The organism is Pseudodesulfovibrio karagichevae (genome assembly GCF_041414475.1).
Lineage (GTDB): Bacteria > Desulfobacterota > Desulfovibrionia > Desulfovibrionales > Desulfovibrionaceae > Pseudodesulfovibrio > Pseudodesulfovibrio karagichevae.
On the sequence record NZ_JBGLYH010000061.1, the window covers coordinates 1 to 20141 of the forward strand.

Sequence of the window (20141 nt, forward strand, 5' to 3'; positions counted from 1 at the left end):
CATTGAACAGATGGAAATGGACGGCATCCTCGGCCCCCAGGATGGGAGCAAACCGCGTAAGGTCATCAAGCCGGAATAATTGGAGTAAGTAATATGTCTAGACTATCCGTTGCCGTTTTCGCCATGGCCAGTTATGGGTTGATTGACTGCAACAATTTTTATGCGTCGTGCGAGCGGGCGTTTCGGCCGGAGTTGAACGGGCGGCCGGTGGTGGTCTTGTCGAACAACGACGGGTGCGTGATCGCGCGGTCTTCGGAGGCCAAGGAGTTGGGCATCGACATGGGTACGCCATATTACAAGTGCCGGTCGCGGCTCAAGCGGCTGGGGGTGGCGGTGTTCTCGTCCAACTACGCGTTGTACGGGGACATGTCCGCCCGGGTGATGCAGATATTGTCGCGGTTCTGCCCGGCGGTGGAGGTCTATTCCATCGACGAGGCGTTCTGCGACCTGAGCGGCGTGCCGGGCGGGGCCGAGGCGTATGCGCGGCGGGTGCGGGCCACGGTCCTGGCCTGGACCGGCATCCCGGTGACCGTGGGCATCGGCCGGACCAAGACCCTGGCCAAGCTGGCCAACCGGTTCGCCAAGAAACAGCCGCGCAGCCGGGGCGTGTTCGACCTCACCGCCAGCCCGGACCCGGACCGGGTGCTGCGCTGGACCGACATCGGCGACGTCTGGGGCATCGGCCCGCGCCACGCCAAGCGCCTGCGCGCCCTGGGCGTGACCGACGCGCTCACGTTCCGCGAGCTGAAACGGGACTGGGTGCAGAAAAAGATGACCGTCACCGGCCTGCACACCCTCCTGGAACTGCGCGGCTTCCCCTGCCTCGGCTTTCAGGCCGGACCAGTAGACAAGAAGAGCATCGTGTCATCGCGCTCCTTCGGCCACCCGGTCACCCGGCTCGACCACATGCTCGAAGCCACCGCCCAGTACACCACCCGGGCCGCCGAAAAACTGCGCAGACAAAAATCCGTGGCGGCGAACATCATGGTCTACCTCCAGACCAACAACTTCAGGCTCGGGCAGCCGCAATACTCGAACACCGTGTCCATCCCCCTGCCCGTGGCCACCTCCCATACGCCCACCCTCATCCGCGCGGCCAAGACCGGCATGGAGCGCATCTTCCGGCACGGCTACGAATACAAGAAATGCGGCGTCATGCTCTCGGGCCTGGAACCCGAACACGGCCGCTGGCTCAGCCTGCTCGCCCTGCCCCCCAACCACCGGCCCGACGACGCCCCGCTCATGCGCGCCGTGGACCACGTCAACCATCGCTGGGGACGCGACACCCTCTCCTTCGCCGCCTCCGGCATCACCCGCGACTGGCGCATGAAACGCGAAATGCGCTCGCCCCGATACACCACCGTCTGGGAAGAAATACTGACGGTGCTGGCGAAATAGGGGGCGGGGAATGCCTCCGGCGGCCCCTTCGGGGAGAGCCCTCGCCGGGCGGCGTCTCCGACGGCCAGGGCGCTGCCCTGGACCCGGCAGGGAGCAAAGCCCCCTGCACCCCCATGTTCGCTTCGCTCAAGGGCGTGCGAGCGCGGAAGGCCGCGACAGGAACGCCTTCCGCCGTGCCGGTGTGCGATTTCGGGCAGAAAAAACGGGTGAAACGGCGTGCTGCTTCGCTTAAAGAAGTGCGCCGTTTTTTCCGCCCGAAATCGCGGGTTGTTTTTTGGGAAAGGGCGTAAGCCCGATAAAAAATGCTTCTTAGCGCCGTTCGAAAACGCCGCAAAACCCATTTTTCGAGTTCCGCCAACTTCGCCTGCGGCGTTGGCAACCGTCCCGAAGGGTTCGCGCCGGGCGGCCCTCCGAGGCCCGTGGACGTCCGGCGCGAACCCTTCGGGACACCGCACAGCCAAGCTACACCAGCCCCTCCGAGCAAGCAGCTCGCCATCCCGCGCCCGCACGCCCTTGCCGAAGGCACACAAAAAGTTTGGGAGATTCTTAAGAACCTTTTTCTCAAAAGGTTCTTAAGCCGCCGGAGGCATGCGTTTCAAGCCCGCCCGGCGAGGGCCCGCCGGAGGCGTCCTCCGCATCAATCCAGCGAGACTTGGGAGCCGGTGGCCTGGACGAGGTCGGGGGTTCCTGTGGCGGCGGTCTGGTTGAAGCTCAGGGTTTTCCTGGGCTGGGCGACCTGGAGGAAGGCCATGCGGCGCACTTCGAGGCGTTCGAACTGGGTGCGGCGTTTGCCGAGGATATTCTCAATGCGTTTGCGGCGGGCCTCTTCGGACAGGGCCGGGCCCTGGTCGATCGGGGTTTCGGCCTCGGCGGTCACGACCGGGGCCTGGGGCCCGGCGGGTTCGGACTGGAGGTACTCGGGCAATTCGAAGGCCTCGCCGCTGACCATGGCGTCGTACTTGGCCTCAATGACCTGGTCGGGCGTCTTGTCGTTGGCTGCGTACTGGTAGGTGAACTCGCCGATGGTGTAGGCCGTGGACGCGTATTGCAGGGGCGCGAACGCGAGCCCGCCCGCGCCGAGCAGCGGGGCGACCACGGCGCAACCGGACAGCGGTCCGATGGCGGACAGCAGGACAAACAGAACAAAGGCCGTTTTGACGGACAGGGTCTGTGCAACCTTTTTCATGGACTCTCCAGTCAGTGCGAACTGTCCACGCATGCCCCCCCAGGCTTGGCAACACGGTGCAACCATAAACTATTTTCACACATCGGACAATATTTTCAAAACATTTGAAGCGGTTGTCGACCTCGGCTGTTGCCTGCAGAAATGTCGTAATTATTTCAATAAATTACCTAAACAATTCGCCGGGACAAAAAATCCCTGTTTTCGGCGACGGACAAAAAAATATGATCCGGAATCATTGAAAAAAACCTTTTACCATTCGCAGAGCCGCCTTTACCTGGCGTGCCCAAAGAGGTAATTGACGGTGCGTATGGAACAGGAACAGCCCAAGAAACGGACCTGGTCCAGGCTGGCGGCGGTGCCCCTGGCCGTGGCCTGTGCGGCGGTGCCCCTGGGGACCCTGCTCTCGCGGTTCGCCGGTCCCGGCCCGGAGAGTTCGCCGTTCCTGCCGTGGGTCGCCCTGGCGGCCCTGGGCACGGTGCACGCCATCCTGTTCCGGCGGTCCGGGCAGCGGCTGCGGACCCGCTTCTTTCTGGAGCTGGCCATGTTCGCCGGGCTGTCGGCCGTCGTGATCCTGTATCACCAGGACATCTTCTACCAACTGGAGCGGTTCACCCCCTATCTCCCGGAACTGACGCCGGTGATCATGCTCGGCTTCTGCTGGCTGTGGACCATCACCTTCGGCACGCCCGACCGGGCGGCCTTCCAGCGGTGGGGCGCGGTGCTCGGGCTGCTCTGCGTCCTCGACCTGGCCGTGGAAGTGTTCATCTACCGGGCCGCGCCCTCCCTGCGCTGGATCGGCCATGCCGACCTGCTGGCCGGGCTGCTGCTCGTCTGCCTGTGCGCCTCGCTCAAGCCGGGCCCGGCGGACAACGGGCTGTACGAGCCGGACCAGGGCATCCCCCTGTACCGGGCCCTGATCCTGGCCGGGCTGCTGGCCACCCTGTCGCGCACCGGACTGTTCGCGGCGGCGTGGATATATCTCTGTTTCGGCCGGGGCGGGCGCATGCTGCGCACGTCCGTGTTCCTGGCCTGTTTCGCGGCCCTGGCCCTGACTTTCCGGCTGCCGATCACCCCCTCGGACCTGGCCCGGTACGTGGACTACTGGCTGTGGGCCAAGTCCCTGGCCCTGTTCTCGCAGACCCCGTCCGTCCTGGTCTCCGGACTGCCCCTGAACCACGCCCTGCCCTTCACCTTCCCCCCCGAGATGGTCCCCATCTGGGAGCGGGTCACGAATTCGCCCGCCCTGTTCGGCGCGCACCTGAGCCAGGTGCCGTCCTTCTGGCTGCGCTTCGCCCTCGGCTGGGGGGCCATCCTGCCCACGGTCTGCCTGACCGGGCTGTTCATCCTGGTTTTCCGGCGGCTGACGCGCATGGGCGCGGGGCTGGCCGCCGCCCTGTTCGTCCAGGGCATGTCCACCCCGCTTTTCTACGAGCCGTCCACGGCCGCGGTGGCCGGGCTGGCCCTGTTCCTGGCCCTTTCCGCGAGGCGGACGCGCTTGCGCCTGGCCGATTCCGGTGGCCCGCGTGATCTTGAGCCGACCGACCCTCAACCTGAAGACGATCCAGCCCGCGAGTGGGACATGCGTCCCCTCTAGGCGGGATCAACGAGCGACCATGACGAAATTTACCGACACGGCCCCCATCCTGGTGACCTGCCCCAGAGATATGCCCGAGTACCTCCAGACCGAGCTCACGACGCTCGGCTTTGACCGGACCATCCCCCTGGACGCGGGCGTGGAGGTCCACGGCTCGCTGAACGACTGCATGCGCCTGAACCTGCGGGTACGCACCGGACACCGGGTCCTCTTCGAGCTGAAACGGTTCCGTGCCTTCGACGCGGACGAACTGTACCGCGAGGTGAAGGGGATTCCGTGGGAAGCGTACATTCCGGCGGACGGCTATTTCCGCGTGGACGCGTCGGTGCGCGACACCACGGTCAACGACGCGCGCTTCGCCGGGCTGCGGGTCAAGGACGCGGTGGCCGACCGGTTCACGGAGCGCACCGGGTCGCGCCCGGACTCCGGCCCGGACACGAGCGGGGTCTGCCTGTTCCTGCACTGGCGCGAGAACCGGGCCACCCTGTACCTGGACACCACGGGCGAGCCCCTGCCCCGCCGCGGCTACCGCAAGCGGCCGCACAAGGCGCCCATGCAGGAGACCCTGGCCGCGGCCTGCATCCTGGCCGCGAACTGGCCCGAACTGGCCCGGCGGGGCGGCCACTTCATCGCGCCCATGTGCGGCTCCGGCACCCTGCCCATCGAGGCCGCGCTCATGGCCATGAACGGCGCGCCGGGGCTCCTGCGCGACGACTTCGCCTTCATGCACGTGGTCGGCTACGACCCCGAGGCGTGGGACGACTTGCTGGGGCGGGCCGAGGACGCGGAAGTCCCGGAGATCAAGGGGCGGATCATCGCCACGGACCACGACCCGGCGGCCATCGAGGCGGCCAGGGACAACGCCCGCCTGGCCGGGGTGGGCGACTTCATCGAATTTCAGGTCTGCGACTTCACCGAGACCGAGGTGCCCGAAGGGCCGGGCGTGGTCATGCTCAACCCGGAATACGGCATGCGTCTGGGCGAGATCGAGTCGCTCAGAACGGTCTACAAGGGTATCGGGAATTTCTTCAAGCACAGCTGCGGCGGCAAGACCGGGTACATCTTCACCGGCAACATGGACCTGGCCAAGTGCGTGGGGCTGCGCACCCGGCGGCGGCGCGTCTTCTGGAACGCCAAGATCGAGTGCCGGCTGCTGGAGTACGAGCTCTACGCCGGGACGAAAAAGGGCGACGGGCCGCAGTGACCAGGCATCGCCGGAGGTGATGGCCACCCTCGGGAAAAAGCCGGTCTCCAGGGGTGGATAATTCGTTCGTTCGCGAGTATATCCCTCCGACCATGAAGCAATCCCTGACCTACACCTACGTCCTGCTCGTGCTGAGCATGATGCTGTGGGGCGGCACCTGGGTGGCCGGGCGCGTCCTGGCCCAGTCGGTGCACCCCATGACCGCCGCCGTGCTGCGCTTCGCCCTGGCCTCGGTCATCCTGCTGTTCATGTGCTGGCGGGCCGACGGGCGGCTGCCCAGGCTGCGGCGCGACCAGATCCTGCCCGTGGTCTTCCTCGGGGCCACCGGCGTGTTCGCCTACAGCTATTTCTTCTTCACCGGCCTGCAGTCCATCTCGGCCGGGCGGGCCGCGCTCATCGTGGCCTGCACGCCCGTGTGCATCGCCCTGATCTCGGCCCTGTTCTGCGGGGAGCGGTTCGGGCCGCTGCGCGCCGCCGGGGCGCTCATCTCCCTGGTGGGCGTGTCCGTGGTCATCGCGGACGGCGACCCGCTGGCCCTGCTGGCCGGGGGCGTGAGCCGGGGCGACTTCATGATCCTCGGCTGCGTGGCCAGCTGGACCGCCTACACCATGGGCGGCCGCGCGGTCATGAAGCACCTGCCCCCGCTGACCTCGGTGGCCTGGTCGAGCTTTACCGGCACCCTCATGCTCCTGCCCGCCGCCCTGGCTGAAGGATTCATCGCGGACCTCAACAACGTCCGGCCCGTGGACTGGGGCTGCGTCATCTTCCTCGGCTTCCTGGCCACGGCCCTGGCCTACTACTGGTACTACCGGGCCATCAGCATCATCGGTGCGTCCAGGGCGGGCATCTTCATCAACATGGTCCCGGCCTTCGCCGTGCTCACGGGCTACCTGCTCCTGAACGAGCCCATCCACCTCTCCCTGGCCGTGGGCGGGTTCATGGTCATCAGCGGCGTGTACCTGACCAACCGGGCCTGACCGACCCCGCGCGGGCCGTTGCCAACCCCGCGCCCGGGGCGCATACTCGCCTCACCAAGGAGGATCGCATGAACGAGAGAATAGAGCGGCTGGAGAGCCTGGTCGCGCTCCAGGACCGGACCATGGAAAAGCTGAGCGACCAGATCTTCGCCCAGCAGAACCAGATCGAGGACCTCAGGCGGATGGTGGAACGGCTGGCCAAGAAGGTCCGCGCCCTGGACGAGGAACTGGAAACCTCCGGACCGGCGGACGTGCCGCCGCCCCACTACAACGGCTAGGGGGGAGCAATGGGTTCACCGACCGCCGGGGAGATCATCGAGTATCTCGGCCTGAGCCCCCACCCCGAGGAGGGCGGCTGGTTCCTTGAGACCCACCGGGCCGACGAATCCCTGGCCCGCGAAATCCTGCCGGGCCGGTATACCGGGCCGCGCACCATGGGCACGGCCATCTACTACCTGCTCACGCCCGATACCTACTCCCACATGCACCGGCTCATCTCCGACGAGACCTTCCATTTCTACGCGGGCGGCCCGTGCGAGATGCTTCAGCTCCACCCGGACGGGTCGGGCGAGACCATCGTCTTCGGCAACGACGTCCTGGCAGGACAGCGCCCGCAGATAGTGGTCCCGCGCGGCTCCTGGCAGGGCTTGCGCCTGCTCCCCGGCGCGGACTTCGCGCTCATGGGCTGCACCGTGGCCCCGGGCTTCGAGTACGCGGACTACGCCCACGGCGAGCGGGCCGTACTGGTCGCCCGCTACCCCGAATTCCGCGATTGGATCGTCCGCCTGACCGCCCGATAAGACCCGGCTTTCCCGCTCCCGATTCCCCCCCCTCTGACAAGAGGGGGGCGCGTCCCCCGGAGGAAACACGCCCCGTGTTGAGGTGGGAAGGGGTATCGATATGATTTGTCGCCGCTAGACGGCGGGCGGTTCCGGCCACGCCACCGCGCCGGGGAATCCCCCCTGCTGCGGCACGTCGCGCCAGGCCTGCCGCTTCGTCGCCCACACCGCTTTCTCCTCGTCGTCCAGCGGGGCGTCGACCAGCTGGGTCCAGTCGCTCTCGGCCAGCAGCCGGTCGCGCAGGGCCCGGACCTCATCCGCTTTCGCCGCGTCCCTGGCCGCCTCGTCCACCACGGCATTGACCGCGACCTCGCGGCATACCAGGTCCTCGCCCTTCACCCACTCGGTTTCGTAGGCGGTGAACGGCTCACGCCTGAGCGGCACGGCCTCGTTGTAGCCGAGTTCGTCGCGCTGGGCCGGGGTCAGGTCCGCGAAGTTGCGGACATACCCGGCGTATTCCACGCGGGCCGGGGGATTCTGCCGAAAGGTTCCGTCATTGTATTTCCACATGATCGCTCTCCTTAGAAGGCGTTTGCGTATTTAGTCTGGTCGAGCAGCGCCAAACCGATCAGACGCTGCGTGCTGCTGTTATAACCGGCGTTTGCCGTAAGCGGCTTGAAGCCGCGCGAGGTAAATGCCAGCTTGTAATTTGCATTATTGGTCTGTTCCGCCGCATACAAGTTGGGATTCAGGATGTCATCGGTACTGTTGTACGGGTCGCGCACGGCGTCGTAGTTGTACCAGGGCGACGAACCCCATTCCGCGTTTTTGTAGAACAGGAGGGACAACGGCCGCCCGCCGAGGTCGACAAAAGGACCGTCGGCATTAGCGTTGCCGATGAAACTCCACGCCCTGAACACGTCGCTGTCGGTGAAGATATAGGCGATGTACTCTCCGCCGGAAGCATTGACGGCGGCGTTGTCGCCAAGGGTTATCACCGCCGAGGTCGGTTCCGTGTCGTTCCATATGGTGGCGTCCACAGCGGCCACGGCGTAGGTGAAAGAGATGCTTTTACCCGCCCCCAGCGCCTGATGGTAGATTTTCCAGTCAGCCGCCGCATCGAGCCGCTTGACCATGATGAACGTGGGGACCTTGTTCAGGTCGTGCGCGATGGTCCTGCCGCTCTCGCCGTCCCCCGTGTATCGGACCACCTGGAACCCGGCCTTCAAGTCCGCCTTCAAGGCCACATCGACAAAGGATGCGGCCGCCCTGTTTACGGCCACATGGGTACCCAAGCTGTAGCCGTTTGAGAGGAAAGCCGTCAGTATATAACCGCTGGTAGCATTAGCATTATTGTAGTTGGTAGAGAGATAATGCCCGGCACCTCGGGCAGTATCGGATAACACCCAGATATCCTGATTGCTTCGACTTTTGATGTTCACGAAGTCGGGCGCAAACGGCAGAGATGTTATCGAAACCGAGGCCCCCGTCCCGGTACGAAGGACCACCTCCGAGACCTTGCCCGCATCCAATGTTTCCGGTTCGGGGAGATTGGTAGAGCACAACGGCAGGAACCCTGCGGGGGCCGGATAGGCATAACCATTCTGGCCGAAATCGACCGTTGACTTGCCCACGCTGTCAAGTTGTGCAACGGCCATGAAGGTGAGCCCCGGGGTAATGGAGAACGTCGGAAGACTGCCCGACTCCGGGTCCCCGCATCCGAACCATGCGGTATCGTTCTTCCGCACCCATACATTGCCCAACTCCGGGTCCACCGCAAGGCCAAAGACATCTCCGGCGTACGCGTCTCCCCACGCGCCCAGGTTCGTGTATGTGCCGTTGTGGTACAGATAGAGGTTACCGTTAAAGGATTGTATTCCCCATCCATCGGCTGTAATGCCGGGATAATCAGACTGCGTCGTCCCACCGGGGGCTACAATCATACCGGCTACAGTATAATTTTGGGCCGTTAACTGCCCGAGGGTCACCTCCCAGTAGACCTTGCCGGTAGCTCCGAGGGTGGACACCGCCTTACTCCACGGCGCCCCCACTCCATCCCCGGTTATGGACAGCAGCCCGTCGGAGAGCACGGCGACGGAAGAAGCCCCGCCAAGGGGGTTGAGCGTGGCGTAGTTGTTGGTTGGGGTATCGACGGACTGCGCGGCCCCGGTCAACGTCCAGTGATTGCCGCTTCCCGACGAATCCGCGCCCAGGTTCGCCGCGTCGGTGAACTCGAGCAGGGTATGCGCATCCATGCCGGCCAGGCGGCGCGGAACCCACACCCCGGCGGCTGCCGGCGAAAGCTGGTAAAAGCGGGAATAGTCCAAGGCGCTCTCCACCACCACAAGCCGGGAGAAATAGCCACTGGCGTTCCCGGCATAGGCCGCCAGCGCCTCGGCCAGAAGCCCGGCGTAGGTCGTGGCCGTGGTCGTGTAGCTGCCCAGCTCCACGTCCTGTTTCCAGACCGTGACCGTGGCCCCGGCCTTGCGGATGGTCAGCAGGTAATGGTTCGTCGGATCGCAGAGCGGATACGCGGTATCCACCGCCGTGGGCTTCCATCCCAGGGCCATGGTCGCATTTTCCGCCGGTGCGCCGGTTGAAGTAAACCCGGATTCACACAGGGCCGAATACCCGATGCGTACCGGATAAACCCCGCCCCTGCCGCCTGTTTCCTTGGGAGTCAACATGCTACACCTCCACGTTCTGCAGGGACACGATGGTCTTGCGCGAGTTGTACTGTTCCACGGCGATGCGGATCTCCCCGGCGTCGGGGTCCGGGGACGGCAGGAGGCCGTCGCTCTTGTAGCTCGCGGCCAGACTCAGGCTGTGGCCGCCGGGGTAGACGTGGAAGACGTAGGTCCCGTCATAGGGCAGGGCCACGTCGCTGAACAGACTCGCGCCGGTCAGGGTCCAGGCCACGTGATTGCGGGCGATGACCAGCCCGGACAGATCCGCGCCGGTATGGACCTGGACCTCATCGCCGTAGGCGGCCCGGAGCAGGCCCGCCCGGTCCGCCTTGAGCAGGGCCGCGTCCGCGGGCTCGGCCCCGATGGCGGCCAGGATCTCGGCCTCGTCATCGCACCCGGCCACGGTCAGCCCCGCCGCCCCGAAGCCGAGGTTGAACAGGGCCTCGGCCGGGTTGTCCGCGTCGGTGCCGCCCTGGCTGATGGGCACGGGAATGGTCAGGCCGCCCGCGTCGGCCACGTTTTTGTTGACCAGATTGTCGCCGCCAGCGTTCCAGGCGAGCACGAGGTCCGGGCCGGGGTCGGGCAGGTTCACGCCGGTCACGGCCGAGGAGATGCGGAAGGTCAGGGCGCGGTCCAGCTTTTCGGCCAGGGCCTGGCAGATCATGGTCAGCTTGTCCAGGGCGGCCTCGTGGGTGGCGGCCGGGAAGGCGTCGTTCTCCACGTAGTCCACCTCCTGAACCAGGGCCGGTTCGCGGCTGATGACCACGGTTCGCCCCGCCTCGGGCGGTTCGGACAGGGTGCAGGTTCCGCCCATCTGCTCCCCGACCCCGGAGAGCCGGTAGTCGGTTCCCTCGGACCGGGGCAGTTCCAGGCCGTTTCCGTCGATGACCAGGACCCGGATGTCCTCGTTGCGCAGGAACATGAACGGGATCGGGAAATTGACCGTGGACCCGTCGCCGGTGTAGATCGCCTTGGTTTCGGTGGAGGAAATGGTCATGCTCAGTTCCTCCCGTAGATTTTCGAGCCCAGGGACAGGGTCGAACGCACGGGGGCGAGGCCCTCGTCGATGCGCAGCAGGTTTCCCTGACTGCGGGCGGTCCGCAGCCTGGACTCGGCGTTCCGCTCCCCATCGAAGAGGACATCCTCCTCGGCCTGGAGGTCCTTGAGCCGGTCCGCGTCGCGGATGAGCGCCTTGGACCCGGACATGTCCAGCCCCGAGCCGCCCCAGCCCGCGTTGCCCCGGGCGCGCGTCCGTTCGCGCTCCCCCCGGAACTTCGCGGCGTCCCGCTCGGACCGCCGTTTGAGGTCGTGGGCGTCGCCCGCCGCGTCGGTTTCAAGGAGCGCGGCCCGGTCCCCGGCGGTCGAGGCGGCCTTGTTCCCGCCGATCCGGCCGCCCAGAAAATCCGTGACGTTGCTGAACAGGTCCATACCCTGTTCAAGCGTCTGCGTGGAAGCATCGTTTCCCATGGTTATCCTCTCTTTATGGTTTGGGTTGTTCCCGGTTATTCGTTGACGATGAGCTGGGGCACGATCATGAGCACGGTCATGGGCAGGGGCTGCCGCTGCACGATGGTCAGCAGCCCGTCGCGGTCCCAGCCCTTGGGGAAATTGACGATCTTGTCGCCGCTGAACGGCCCCGGCGACCGGCCCATGGGCGTTGCCGGGGAGCGGAAGTAGACCGGTTCCAGCCTGGACACGTCCGGCCCGATGAGACCGCCGAGGGTGTTGTGGAACCGGGCGGCCACCTTGGTGATGCGTTTCTTCTTGGTCTGGGCCGTGCCCCGCTGGCTGCCCGCGTCCAGCCGCATGGGCTGGAGCACCGAGCTGTAGGGGAGCCCGGCGTGGATGGCCGAGGCGGGCCGGTCCAGAGTCAGGGTGCCGTCCTGGGCCACGGTCCGGTCGGCCTGCACGGTCCCGTCGGCCAGCACGGAAACGGTCCGCCCGGCCAGATGGCCGAGCCCGGACACCGTGTCCGTGGGGTCGCCCCGGTAGGTCAGGCCGCTGTCCACGAAAAAGGCGTCCTCGATGGTTCCGTCGAACGGGGCCTCCAGGTACTCGATGTAGCGGCGGGACTCGCCGTTCACGGTGCGCAGCACGGCGATCCACAGCTCGTCGCGCTTCTCGGCGTCGTTGTAGACCGTGGCCGCGCGCTCCACCACGCCGTCGGTGACGATGCGCGACCAGGCCGCCACGTCCTGGTCCGGCACGTAGGTCAGGGCGACCAGCACCCCGTCCGTGCGCACGCCGTAGAGGATGGAATCCGGCTCCTGGACATAGGCCAGCTGGGTCAGCCCGCTCTCGGTGATGTGCTCCGAGAGCAGGGTCAGGTCCTTGGACACGTAGGCGTCGGCCTCGAAGCGGTAGGACATCTCGCGGATCTTGCGCCCGGCCCGCTGGATGTAGAGGGTGGCGAAACCCACAGACTCGGGCCGGGTGGACGAGGCCCCGCTGGTGCCCTCCTGGGCGGCCTTGACGTTCTCCGGGGTGAGCGGGTCGCTGGACGAGGCGCTCAGGGTCCACTCGCCGCCCGCCGTGCCGATCCACAGGGCCCGGCGCGGGACGATGAATTCGATGCCGTTGGCCTGGCGGCCGGACAGGGTGACCTCGATGGCGTCGTCGTCCAGGGGATCTTCCCCGGCCGGGGCGTCGGCCCGGTCGCCGACCTCGAAACACTCCCAGGCGTCCGCGTCGAGTTCGCCGTTCCCGTTCCAGATCGCCTCGATCTGGTTGCCTTCGGGCTCGGCTGCGAAGGTAACCGTGATCTGCGCGCTGATGGCCGAATAGTTCTTGGCGCCCTTGTAGCGGTAGTAGCGGGTGGTCCCGTCCGGGTGCTGGCCCTTGAGGGCGTCCCGGGCCTCGAACCCGGCCCCGGTCAGGAGGACGAGGGTGTCCCCGGCCTTGCCGTCGCGCAGCCCGTCGCCGTTGCCGTCGGTGATCTCCAGGTCCCGCCAGCCGTCCATGGGCACCTCGCGGGTCTTCAGCCGGAAATCCGTGAACTCGCCGGTACGCGACAGCCACAGGGTGGCCGGGTTCGTCCGGGTGGCGGCCAGGACCAGACGCTGCTCGTAGAAGCATACGGCCGAGGGATAATCGCCCTCGGCCCAGACCTCGGGCCGTCCGGTGAAGGCCATCTCCTCTAGGGTCCAGTCGTCGTGGTCCACACGGGTCATCTCGCGCACCGGGTGGTCCGGGTGGACCAGGATGAGCGAGTTGTCCGACTGGGCGTAACGCAGTTTGTCGAACTCACCGGCCGTATAGGGGATGTCCCGGACGTACGGCGAACCGTCGGACAGGACCACGCCGTGGCCGGAGAAGACGCGCATGCGCCCCTGCCCGGTCTGGTCCTCGGCGAATTCGAGTACGTAGGTCTGCTCCGCGTTGAACTCGAAGGGGATGAGCAGGACCGGCGCGTTCCGGCCCAGGGATTCGGCCACGAACCGGAATCCGGGCCGCCGCGAGGTGCCGCCGTGGGGGTGGACGTGGAAGTTCTCCAGGGTGCGGCACCCGTTGAAGTACTTGGAGAGGTCGGTTCTCCCCTCCAGCCTGGGGGATATCTCGCCCGCCGTGAAATTGGTGATCGCTGGGGTGGCTGTGCTCATGTCTGGTCGGCTCCTTGATTTTCGGGGACGCGCCCCGGGCTTGCCAAGGAGCATAGCCCCGGTTTTCCGGCCGGGAGCCGACAGGGTATCGAGCGGAGCCGAGAGGTATGAAAATACAGCTTGACGGGTTTTGCGCGGCATGGGCGGCCGGGCAGGCGGGATGGATCTATTGTTTACCGCATTAAATCAGTATGTTATATTTTATGACAGGCCGCTGGAAACAGTCCGGGGAATGGCCTTCGGGAGAGAATGACTAGTGATCGGGCATGAAATGACAAGCAAAGGCAGACACGGGGGAGGTCCCCGCCCGGTCGGCAGGGCCTCCTGGCGGCAAAAAAGGAGAAAGCGCCTGTATTCCGGATGGTTACCCGGAATACAGGCGCTTTTCACGCCGTATGTCGGCCTGTCCTAGTTGGCCACTGCCGGCATGGAGGATCGCTCGTCCTTTTCCCGGTTCAGGCGAATGACCTGGGTGGTGAAGGTGGTCTCGTCGGGCACGCAGTTGGGGCACCCTTCCGAGATGATCACGCACCGCGCATCCAGGGTGGACGGATCGATCTTGGCCAGTTTGAGGAGTTTCGTGGTCATGCCGCGCTTCCAGAGGACAGGCTGGCCGCAACGGTGACATTCCACATACAGCAGTTCCGGATCGAATTTCCTGGTCATGGTTTCAAAGTAAGCCCCCTACCGGGGATTGGCAAGGGGCCGTATCCTTAGCCGTGTTATTATTTCCCCGGGCCCGGCCGATCTCCCGGCATCCCGCCCCTTTGACACGCGGGCCGCAGGCTGGCACCAAACTTGATACGGTTCCACGGACCGGAAAGAACTACCCACTGCAACCAGAGGCGCACAGTGAAAACGAAATATCTGATCATCGGCGCGGGCCCCACGGGCCTGGGCGCGGCCCACCGGCTCAAGGCGCTCGGCGAGGCCGATTTCCTGGTGCTCGAGCGCAACGCCCACGCGGGCGGGCTGGCCGCCAGCTTCAAGGACGACAAGGGCTTCACCTGGGACATCGGCGGCCACGTGGTCTTCTCCCACTACGCTTACTTCGACGCGCTCATGGACTCCCTGCTCGGCTCCGAGCGATTGGAGCACCAGCGCGAGTCCTGGGTCCGCTCCAACAACACCTGGGTGCCCTATCCGTTCCAGAACAACATCCGCCACCTGCCGAAAGCGGCCCGATGGGAGTGCGTGGAGGGGCTGTTGCCCGGCAACCGGCCCGAAGCGTCTCCCGAGAACTTCGCCCAGTGGATCGACGCGGTCTTCGGGCCGGGCATCGCCCGCCACTTCATGGACCCGTACAACTTCAAGGTCTGGGCCACCCCGCCCGAGCTGATGCAGTTCGGCTGGATCGGCGAGCGGGTCTCGGTGGTGGACCTCAAGAAGGTCCTGCGCAACATCATCCTGGAACGCGACGACGTGGCCTGGGGCCCGAACAACACCTTCAAGTTTCCGCTGCACGGCGGTACGGGCGAGATCTTCCGGCGGCTGGCCGACCGTCTGGCCGGACGCATCGAGTACGGCCAGGCCGTCACACGCGTCGACGCCAAGGCCGGGACCGTAACCACCGCGCAGGGCCTGACCGTGGAGTACGACGCCCTGCTCAACACCGCGCCCCTGGACGTCCTGGCCCGCGACTGGCTCGCGGACGCGCCGGACGCCATGATCGACGCGGCCGGGGACCTGGTCCACAATTCGGTATATGTGGCCGGGGTGGGCCTCGACATGGAGCCCGACGCCGCCCCGGACTCCCGGTGCTGGATGTATTTCCCGGAGAGCGACAGCCCCTTCTACCGGGTGACCAATTTCCACAACTACTCGCCGAACAACGCGGCCCGGCCCGGCGGGCAGCTGGCTTTCATGTGCGAGACCTCCTTCTCGGAGCACAAGCCGGAAAACGTCAACGAACTGATGGACCGCACCGTGCAGGGTCTGGTAAACTCCGACCTGTTGCGCGGGGACAGGGTGGAGGACATCCTGACCCGCTGGGAGATGGCCGTGGACTACGGCTATCCCGTGCCGAGCCTTGCGCGCGACAACGCGCTCCGCGTTCTCCAGCCGGGGTTGGAAGCCATGGGCATCCAGTCCCGGGGCCGCTTCGGCGGCTGGAAATACGAGGTCTCCAACATGGACCACTCGGTCATGCAGGGCGTGGAATGGGCCGAGCGCATGCTCACCGGCACCCCGGAGAAAACCTACACACTGGATTAGGACACCATGGACAAATCCGTTTTTGAAAAACGCCGCGAGGAGCTCAAAAGCGAAATGCACGCTCGCGGCCTGTCCGCCATGCTCGTCTCGCTGGCGGCCAACCGGTACTATCTGAGCGGCTTCGAGCTGCATGACGCCCAGTGCAACGAATCGTCCGGCTGGGTCGTGATAACCCCGGACGACGACTACCTGTTCACCGACCCGCGCTACTTCGACGCGGCCCGGCAGGTCTGGGACGAGAACAACCTGTGCATCTATACGGCCCGCAAGCACAAGGAGATCGCCGAATTCCTGAAAGGACGCGGCGTCGATTCCCTGGGCTTCGAGCCCAAGGCCCTGCACCTGTTCGACTACGACAAGCTGGCCGAGAACTTCACCCTGACCGCCACCGAAAACCTCGTGGAGTCCCTGCGGATCGTCAAGGACGAGGACGAAATCCGCCGCATGGACAAATCCATGCGCCTCAACCACGAACTCTTCGAATACATCGAGGGCGAGCTGATCCCCGGCCGCACCGAAAAGGAAGTGGCCTGGCTGGTGGAGAAGTTCTTCCGCGAACACGGCGCCCAGGAGCTGGCCTTCTCGACCATCGTGGGCGTGGGCCCCAACGCGGCCCTGCCCCACTGCATCCCCGGCGACACCAGGCTGCGCGAAAACGACCTGGTCCTCATCGACACCGGCTGCCGCCTGCTCGACTACAACTCGGACCAGACCCGGACCTTCTGGGTCGGCGACAAGCCGTCCGACCGCTTCAAAAAGACCATGGAGCAGGTGCGCGCCGCCCAGCAGGCGGCCATCGACATCATCCGCCCCGGCCTGTCCTGCGTGGACGCCTACCACGCCGCCTACGCGGTCTTTGAAAAGGACGGCGTCGAGACCCTCTTCACCCACGGCCTGGGCCACGGCGTGGGCCTCGAAACCCACGAACCGCCGTCCCTGTCCCGCGCGGGCCAGGGCCAGCTCGAACCCGGCATGGTCGTCACCGTCGAACCCGGCCTCTACGACCCCGCCTGGGGCGGCATCCGCTGGGAATACCAGGTCCTCGTCACCGAAGACGGCTGCCGCGTCATGTAACCACCCCTGAGACCATTACAAATAAACTCGCGCCCCGCTGTAGCGGGCCACGAGTTTTTTAATGCCTCCGGCGGCCAGAGGGGGAAACTTTTGAAAAAGTTTCCCCCTCTGGACTCCCTCTTCCAAACTTTTTAGCGCCGCTTCGCGGGGTAAGTACGCATAGACAAAGGCCTCCGCCTCTACAATGAGTCGAAGGCCCTGTCTTTCACTTGGAGCGAATCGGGTGCGCAGCACCCGACAGCGGCTCTTTTACCGCGCTGGCACAAGGCTTTCGAGAGTGGGTCAGCTGTGCATTTTCCGAGGGTTCGCCTGACCGCAGCGTACCCCAGTACGTGAGGATCAGGCGGGCCCTCGGAAAATGTGCAGATGGCCCGCTATCGGAAGCCGCCCCCCCCCGCTAAATCTGCAACCTCGCGCCTACTTCGATGACTTGCTCGGAGGGGATATCGAAGAACGCCGCCGGATCCATGCCGTTCCTGGCCAGGAAGAGGTAGAGGCTGGAGCGCCAGCGGCTCATGGCCGGAGGATCGCCCACGGTCAGCTTTTCGCGGCCCAGGAAGAAACTGGCCGAGTTGATGTCCACGTTCACGCCCTTGTCCTTGCACAGGGCGAAGATCACGGCCACGGTGGGTTCCTCCATGTAGCCGAAATGGGCGATAACCCGGTGGACGCCCGAGCCGAACCGTTCCAGCTCGATCTTCTCGAAGTTGGGCACGCGGGGGATCTGCTCGGTGCGGATGTTCAGGAAATAGACCTCGGAGTGCAAGACCTTGTTGTGGCGCAGGTTCTGGATCATGGCCACGGGCACGGTGTTGTGGCTGCGGGTCAGGAACACGGCCTGGCCCGGGACGCGCTTGGGCGGATTGTCCGCGATCTCCTTGAGAAAATCGTCCAGGGGACGGGTCAGCCCCTGGGCGCGCTGGGCCAGGATCTCGCTGCCCCGCTCCCAGGTGAGCATCACGGCCAGGACCAGCAGGGCGATGACCAGGGGGAACCACGCGCCGTGGGCGATCTTGGTCATGTTCGCGGCGAAGAACGAGAAGTCCACGGAAAAGAACAGGGCCGTGAGCCCCACGGCCACGGGCAGCTTCCATTCCCAGCGCCTGCGCATGACCACGTAGAACAGGGTCGCGGTGACGAGCATGCTCGCGGTCACGGCCACGCCGTAGGCCGCGGCCAGGCGGCTCGAGGTCCGGAAGCCCAGGACCAGGCCCACGGTGCAGATCATCAGCAGCCAGTTGACCGGGGCCACGTATATCTGGCCCATGTGCGTGGACGAGGTGTGGGTCACGCGCAGCCTCGGCAGGTAGCCGAGCTGGACCGCCTGGGAGGTCAGGGAAAAGGCCCCGGTGATGACCGCCTGGGAGGCCACGATGGTGGCCATGGTGGCCAGGATGACCATGGGGATGATTCCCCAGCGGGGCACGATGGCGTAGAACGGGTGGAAGGCGTCCTGGGGCGCGGCCAGCAGGTGTGCGCCCTGGCCGAAGTAGTTGAGCAGCAGGGCGGGCAGGGCCAGGAAGAACCAGGTCAGCCGGATGGGCTTGCGCCCGAAGTGGCCCAGGTCCGCGTAGATGGCCTCGGCCCCGGTGGCCACCAGAAAGACCGCGCCCAGGACCACGAAGCCGTGGACCTTGTTGGCGATCAGGAAATGCAGGCCGTGCCAGGGCAGGATGGCCGCGAACACCGAGGGGTTCTTGATCACCTGGTGCAGGCCGAGCAGGGCCAGGGCCGTCATCCAGATCAGGATGACCGGGCCGAACAGGGTCCCGACCTTGGCCGTGCCGTGGCGTTGCAGCAGGAACAGGCTGATCAGGATGGCCAGGGTGATGTGCAGGATGTACGGGTCGAACAGGGGGGTGATGTGCCCCAGCCCCTCCACGGCGCTCAGGACCGAGATGGCCGGGGTGATCATGCCGTCGCCGTAGAGCAGGCAGGCCGCGAACAGGCCGAGGATGATCAGGACCCAGGCCCCCTTGGTCATGTGCTCGCGGCGCGGCTTGACCAGGGTGGTCAGGGCGAGCACGCCGCCCTCGCCGTCGTGATCGGCGCGCAGCACCATGGTCAGGTACTTGAAGGAGACGATGAGCATGAGCGCCCAGAAGATCAGGGACAGGACGCCCAGGACGTTCTCGTGGGTGACCGCAATGCCGAAATCCCCGTGAAAGCACTCGCGCAGGGCGTACAGAGGGCTGGTGCCGATGTCGCCGAAGACCACGCCCAGCGCTGCCAGGGAAAGGCCCGCCAGCCGTTTTCCCGTCGGATTATCGAAAGTATCCATCTGAACTCCGTTGACTGTGTCCGGGGCGGCATTTCCGGCCCGACGCAGAGCATCATACCGTCATCTTCCCTCAAGGGCCACCCCCCAGTCTTTGGCCCGGAAACGCCCGAAATACGGGGCTTGACCACCGCGCCACGCTCTGTCATCAATTTGAATGACACAATGAAAACCTCCGGGGGGTGGTGCCATGAGCAAGAAAGTCCGCAGTGTCCGCGTACCCAAGGAACTGGAAACCCTGAACCTTTCTGGTATTATCCGGGAGTGCGAGAGCCACCTGCGTGATCTGGAATCCGCCACCCTGCTCAAGCAGCAGGGCAACCAGGAGGCGGCCGAAGCGCTGATGAAGACGCGCCAGGCCGACCTGGGCCGCAAGATCGGGAAACTGGTCTGGGAGGCCCGCGTACACTATGGAAAATCCAGAGAGGACTGATATGAAAGCGAAATCCGCAGCAGAGTCCGAGGTGATCATGACCCACCTCGTCCTGCCCCAGGACGCCAACCCCGCAGGTAACCTGCACGGCGGCGTCATACTCAAGCACGTGGACACGACCGGCGGCGTGGTGGCCAAGCGCCACTCGCGCAGCAACACCGTGACCGTGTCCATCGACCGCATGGCCTTCAAGCAGCCCGCCTACATGGGCGAGCTGCTCATCTTCAAGGCCAGCCTGAACCACGTGGGCCGCACCTCCATGGAGATCGGCGTGCGCGTGGAGGCCGAAAACCTGCGCACCGGCGAGGTCCGCCACACCAACTCCGCCTACCTGACCTACGTGGCCCTGGACGACAACGGCAAACCCGCCGAAGTCCCGCCCCTCAAGCTCGAAACCGACACCGCCAAACGCCGCTACAAGGAAGCCGAACTCCGCCGCGAAAACCGCAAACGGGAACGGGAACTCGAAGAAGGCAAAAAACTCTGCCGACCCAAGAAGTAACCACGCAAAAGGGCCGCCCGGGGCGGCCTTTTTTTCTTGCCTCCGGCGGCCGGGGGAAGGGGAGAGGGAAACCCTTTGAAAAGGGTTGTCCTGTGCAACCGGAAACATGGGTAACAGTTCTGCCCGGGTACATGGGTAACACTTTTATTGTTCGTCCACCGGTTCCGGGGGCCTGATCAGGCCCCCGGAACCGGTGGCGGGCAGGACGCCGAGCAG

At 65.4% G+C, this 20141-nt stretch carries 18 protein-coding genes; 10 read left to right on the forward strand and 8 right to left on the reverse strand.

Going from position 1 to position 20141, the window contains the following annotated elements:
- Positions 1–123: 123 nt before the first annotated feature.
- Positions 124–1398: a Y-family DNA polymerase gene (locus tag AB6M95_RS16165; protein ID WP_371387799.1), complete on the forward strand. Its 1275-nt coding sequence runs from the start codon at positions 124–126 to the stop codon at positions 1396–1398.
- 637 nt (positions 1399–2035) lie between these two features.
- On the opposite strand, the gene AB6M95_RS16170 is transcribed toward AB6M95_RS16165, so the two are convergent.
- A complete protein-coding gene (locus tag AB6M95_RS16170) occupies positions 2036–2584 on the reverse strand; it encodes a hypothetical protein (protein ID WP_371387783.1) in 549 nt (182 codons plus the stop codon).
- 307 nt (positions 2585–2891) lie between these two features.
- Here AB6M95_RS16170 and AB6M95_RS16175 point away from each other — a divergent pair, with 307 nt between their 5' ends.
- The 5 genes from AB6M95_RS16175 (at position 2892) to AB6M95_RS16195 (ending at position 7159) form a co-directional block, all read left to right on the forward strand.
- Entirely contained in the window at positions 2892–4178 is a 1287-nt protein-coding gene (locus AB6M95_RS16175) for a hypothetical protein (protein ID WP_371387784.1), read from the forward strand.
- A 19-nt stretch (positions 4179–4197) separates the two neighbouring features.
- The gene (locus tag AB6M95_RS16180) at positions 4198–5382 is read left to right on the forward strand and encodes a THUMP domain-containing class I SAM-dependent RNA methyltransferase (RefSeq protein ID WP_371387785.1); all 1185 of its coding nucleotides are present in this window, start codon (positions 4198–4200) and stop codon (positions 5380–5382) included.
- A 92-nt stretch (positions 5383–5474) separates the two neighbouring features.
- Positions 5475–6359, forward strand: a complete 885-nt coding sequence (locus AB6M95_RS16185; RefSeq protein WP_371387786.1) for a DMT family transporter — start codon at positions 5475–5477, stop codon at positions 6357–6359.
- A 68-nt stretch (positions 6360–6427) separates the two neighbouring features.
- On the forward strand, positions 6428–6637 hold the full coding sequence (locus AB6M95_RS16190) for a SlyX family protein (protein WP_371387787.1): 210 nt from the start codon (positions 6428–6430) through the stop codon (positions 6635–6637).
- 9 nt (positions 6638–6646) lie between these two features.
- A complete protein-coding gene (locus AB6M95_RS16195; protein WP_371387788.1) occupies positions 6647–7159 on the forward strand; it encodes a cupin domain-containing protein in 513 nt (170 codons plus the stop codon).
- A gap of 114 nt (positions 7160–7273) precedes the next feature.
- Here AB6M95_RS16195 and AB6M95_RS16200 read toward each other — a convergent pair whose 3' ends face one another.
- The 6 genes from AB6M95_RS16200 to AB6M95_RS16225 all read right to left on the reverse strand — a co-directional run bounded on the left by AB6M95_RS16200 (position 7274) and on the right by AB6M95_RS16225 (position 14012).
- On the reverse strand, positions 7274–7708 hold the full coding sequence (locus tag AB6M95_RS16200) for a tail fiber assembly protein (RefSeq protein WP_371387789.1): 435 nt from the start codon (positions 7706–7708) through the stop codon (positions 7274–7276).
- Between the two features lie 11 nt (positions 7709–7719).
- Complete coding sequence (locus AB6M95_RS16205; protein ID WP_371387790.1) at positions 7720–9825, reverse strand: DUF7483 domain-containing protein; 2106 nt, start codon at positions 9823–9825, stop codon at positions 7720–7722.
- Position 9826: 1 nt separating this feature from the next.
- A complete protein-coding gene (locus AB6M95_RS16210) occupies positions 9827–10822 on the reverse strand; it encodes a phage tail fiber protein (protein ID WP_371387791.1) in 996 nt (331 codons plus the stop codon).
- A 2-nt stretch (positions 10823–10824) separates the two neighbouring features.
- A complete protein-coding gene (locus tag AB6M95_RS16215; RefSeq protein WP_371387792.1) occupies positions 10825–11292 on the reverse strand; it encodes a hypothetical protein in 468 nt (155 codons plus the stop codon).
- 35 nt (positions 11293–11327) lie between these two features.
- Positions 11328–13424: a phage tail protein gene (locus AB6M95_RS16220; protein WP_371387793.1), complete on the reverse strand. Its 2097-nt coding sequence runs from the start codon at positions 13422–13424 to the stop codon at positions 11328–11330.
- Positions 13425–13832: 408 nt separating this feature from the next.
- A complete protein-coding gene (locus tag AB6M95_RS16225; protein ID WP_371387794.1) occupies positions 13833–14012 on the reverse strand; it encodes a hypothetical protein in 180 nt (59 codons plus the stop codon).
- 264 nt (positions 14013–14276) lie between these two features.
- Here AB6M95_RS16225 and AB6M95_RS16230 point away from each other — a divergent pair, with 264 nt between their 5' ends.
- Complete coding sequence (locus AB6M95_RS16230) at positions 14277–15638, forward strand: protoporphyrinogen/coproporphyrinogen oxidase (protein ID WP_371387795.1); 1362 nt, start codon at positions 14277–14279, stop codon at positions 15636–15638.
- A 6-nt stretch (positions 15639–15644) separates the two neighbouring features.
- The gene (locus AB6M95_RS16235; protein WP_371387796.1) at positions 15645–16712 is read left to right on the forward strand and encodes a M24 family metallopeptidase; all 1068 of its coding nucleotides are present in this window, start codon (positions 15645–15647) and stop codon (positions 16710–16712) included.
- 397 nt (positions 16713–17109) lie between these two features.
- On the opposite strand, the gene AB6M95_RS16240 is transcribed toward AB6M95_RS16235, so the two are convergent.
- Positions 17110–18993, reverse strand: a complete 1884-nt coding sequence (locus tag AB6M95_RS16240) for a potassium transporter Kup (protein WP_371387797.1) — start codon at positions 18991–18993, stop codon at positions 17110–17112.
- Positions 18994–19180: 187 nt separating this feature from the next.
- Here AB6M95_RS16240 and AB6M95_RS16245 point away from each other — a divergent pair, with 187 nt between their 5' ends.
- Together AB6M95_RS16245 and AB6M95_RS16250 are read left to right on the forward strand one after the other, a co-directional pair.
- The gene (locus AB6M95_RS16245; RefSeq protein ID WP_014322593.1) at positions 19181–19423 is read left to right on the forward strand and encodes a hypothetical protein; all 243 of its coding nucleotides are present in this window, start codon (positions 19181–19183) and stop codon (positions 19421–19423) included.
- 1 nt (position 19424) lies between these two features.
- On the forward strand, positions 19425–19925 hold the full coding sequence (locus AB6M95_RS16250) for an acyl-CoA thioesterase (RefSeq protein WP_371387798.1): 501 nt from the start codon (positions 19425–19427) through the stop codon (positions 19923–19925).
- The last annotated feature ends 216 nt before the right edge of the window (positions 19926–20141 follow it).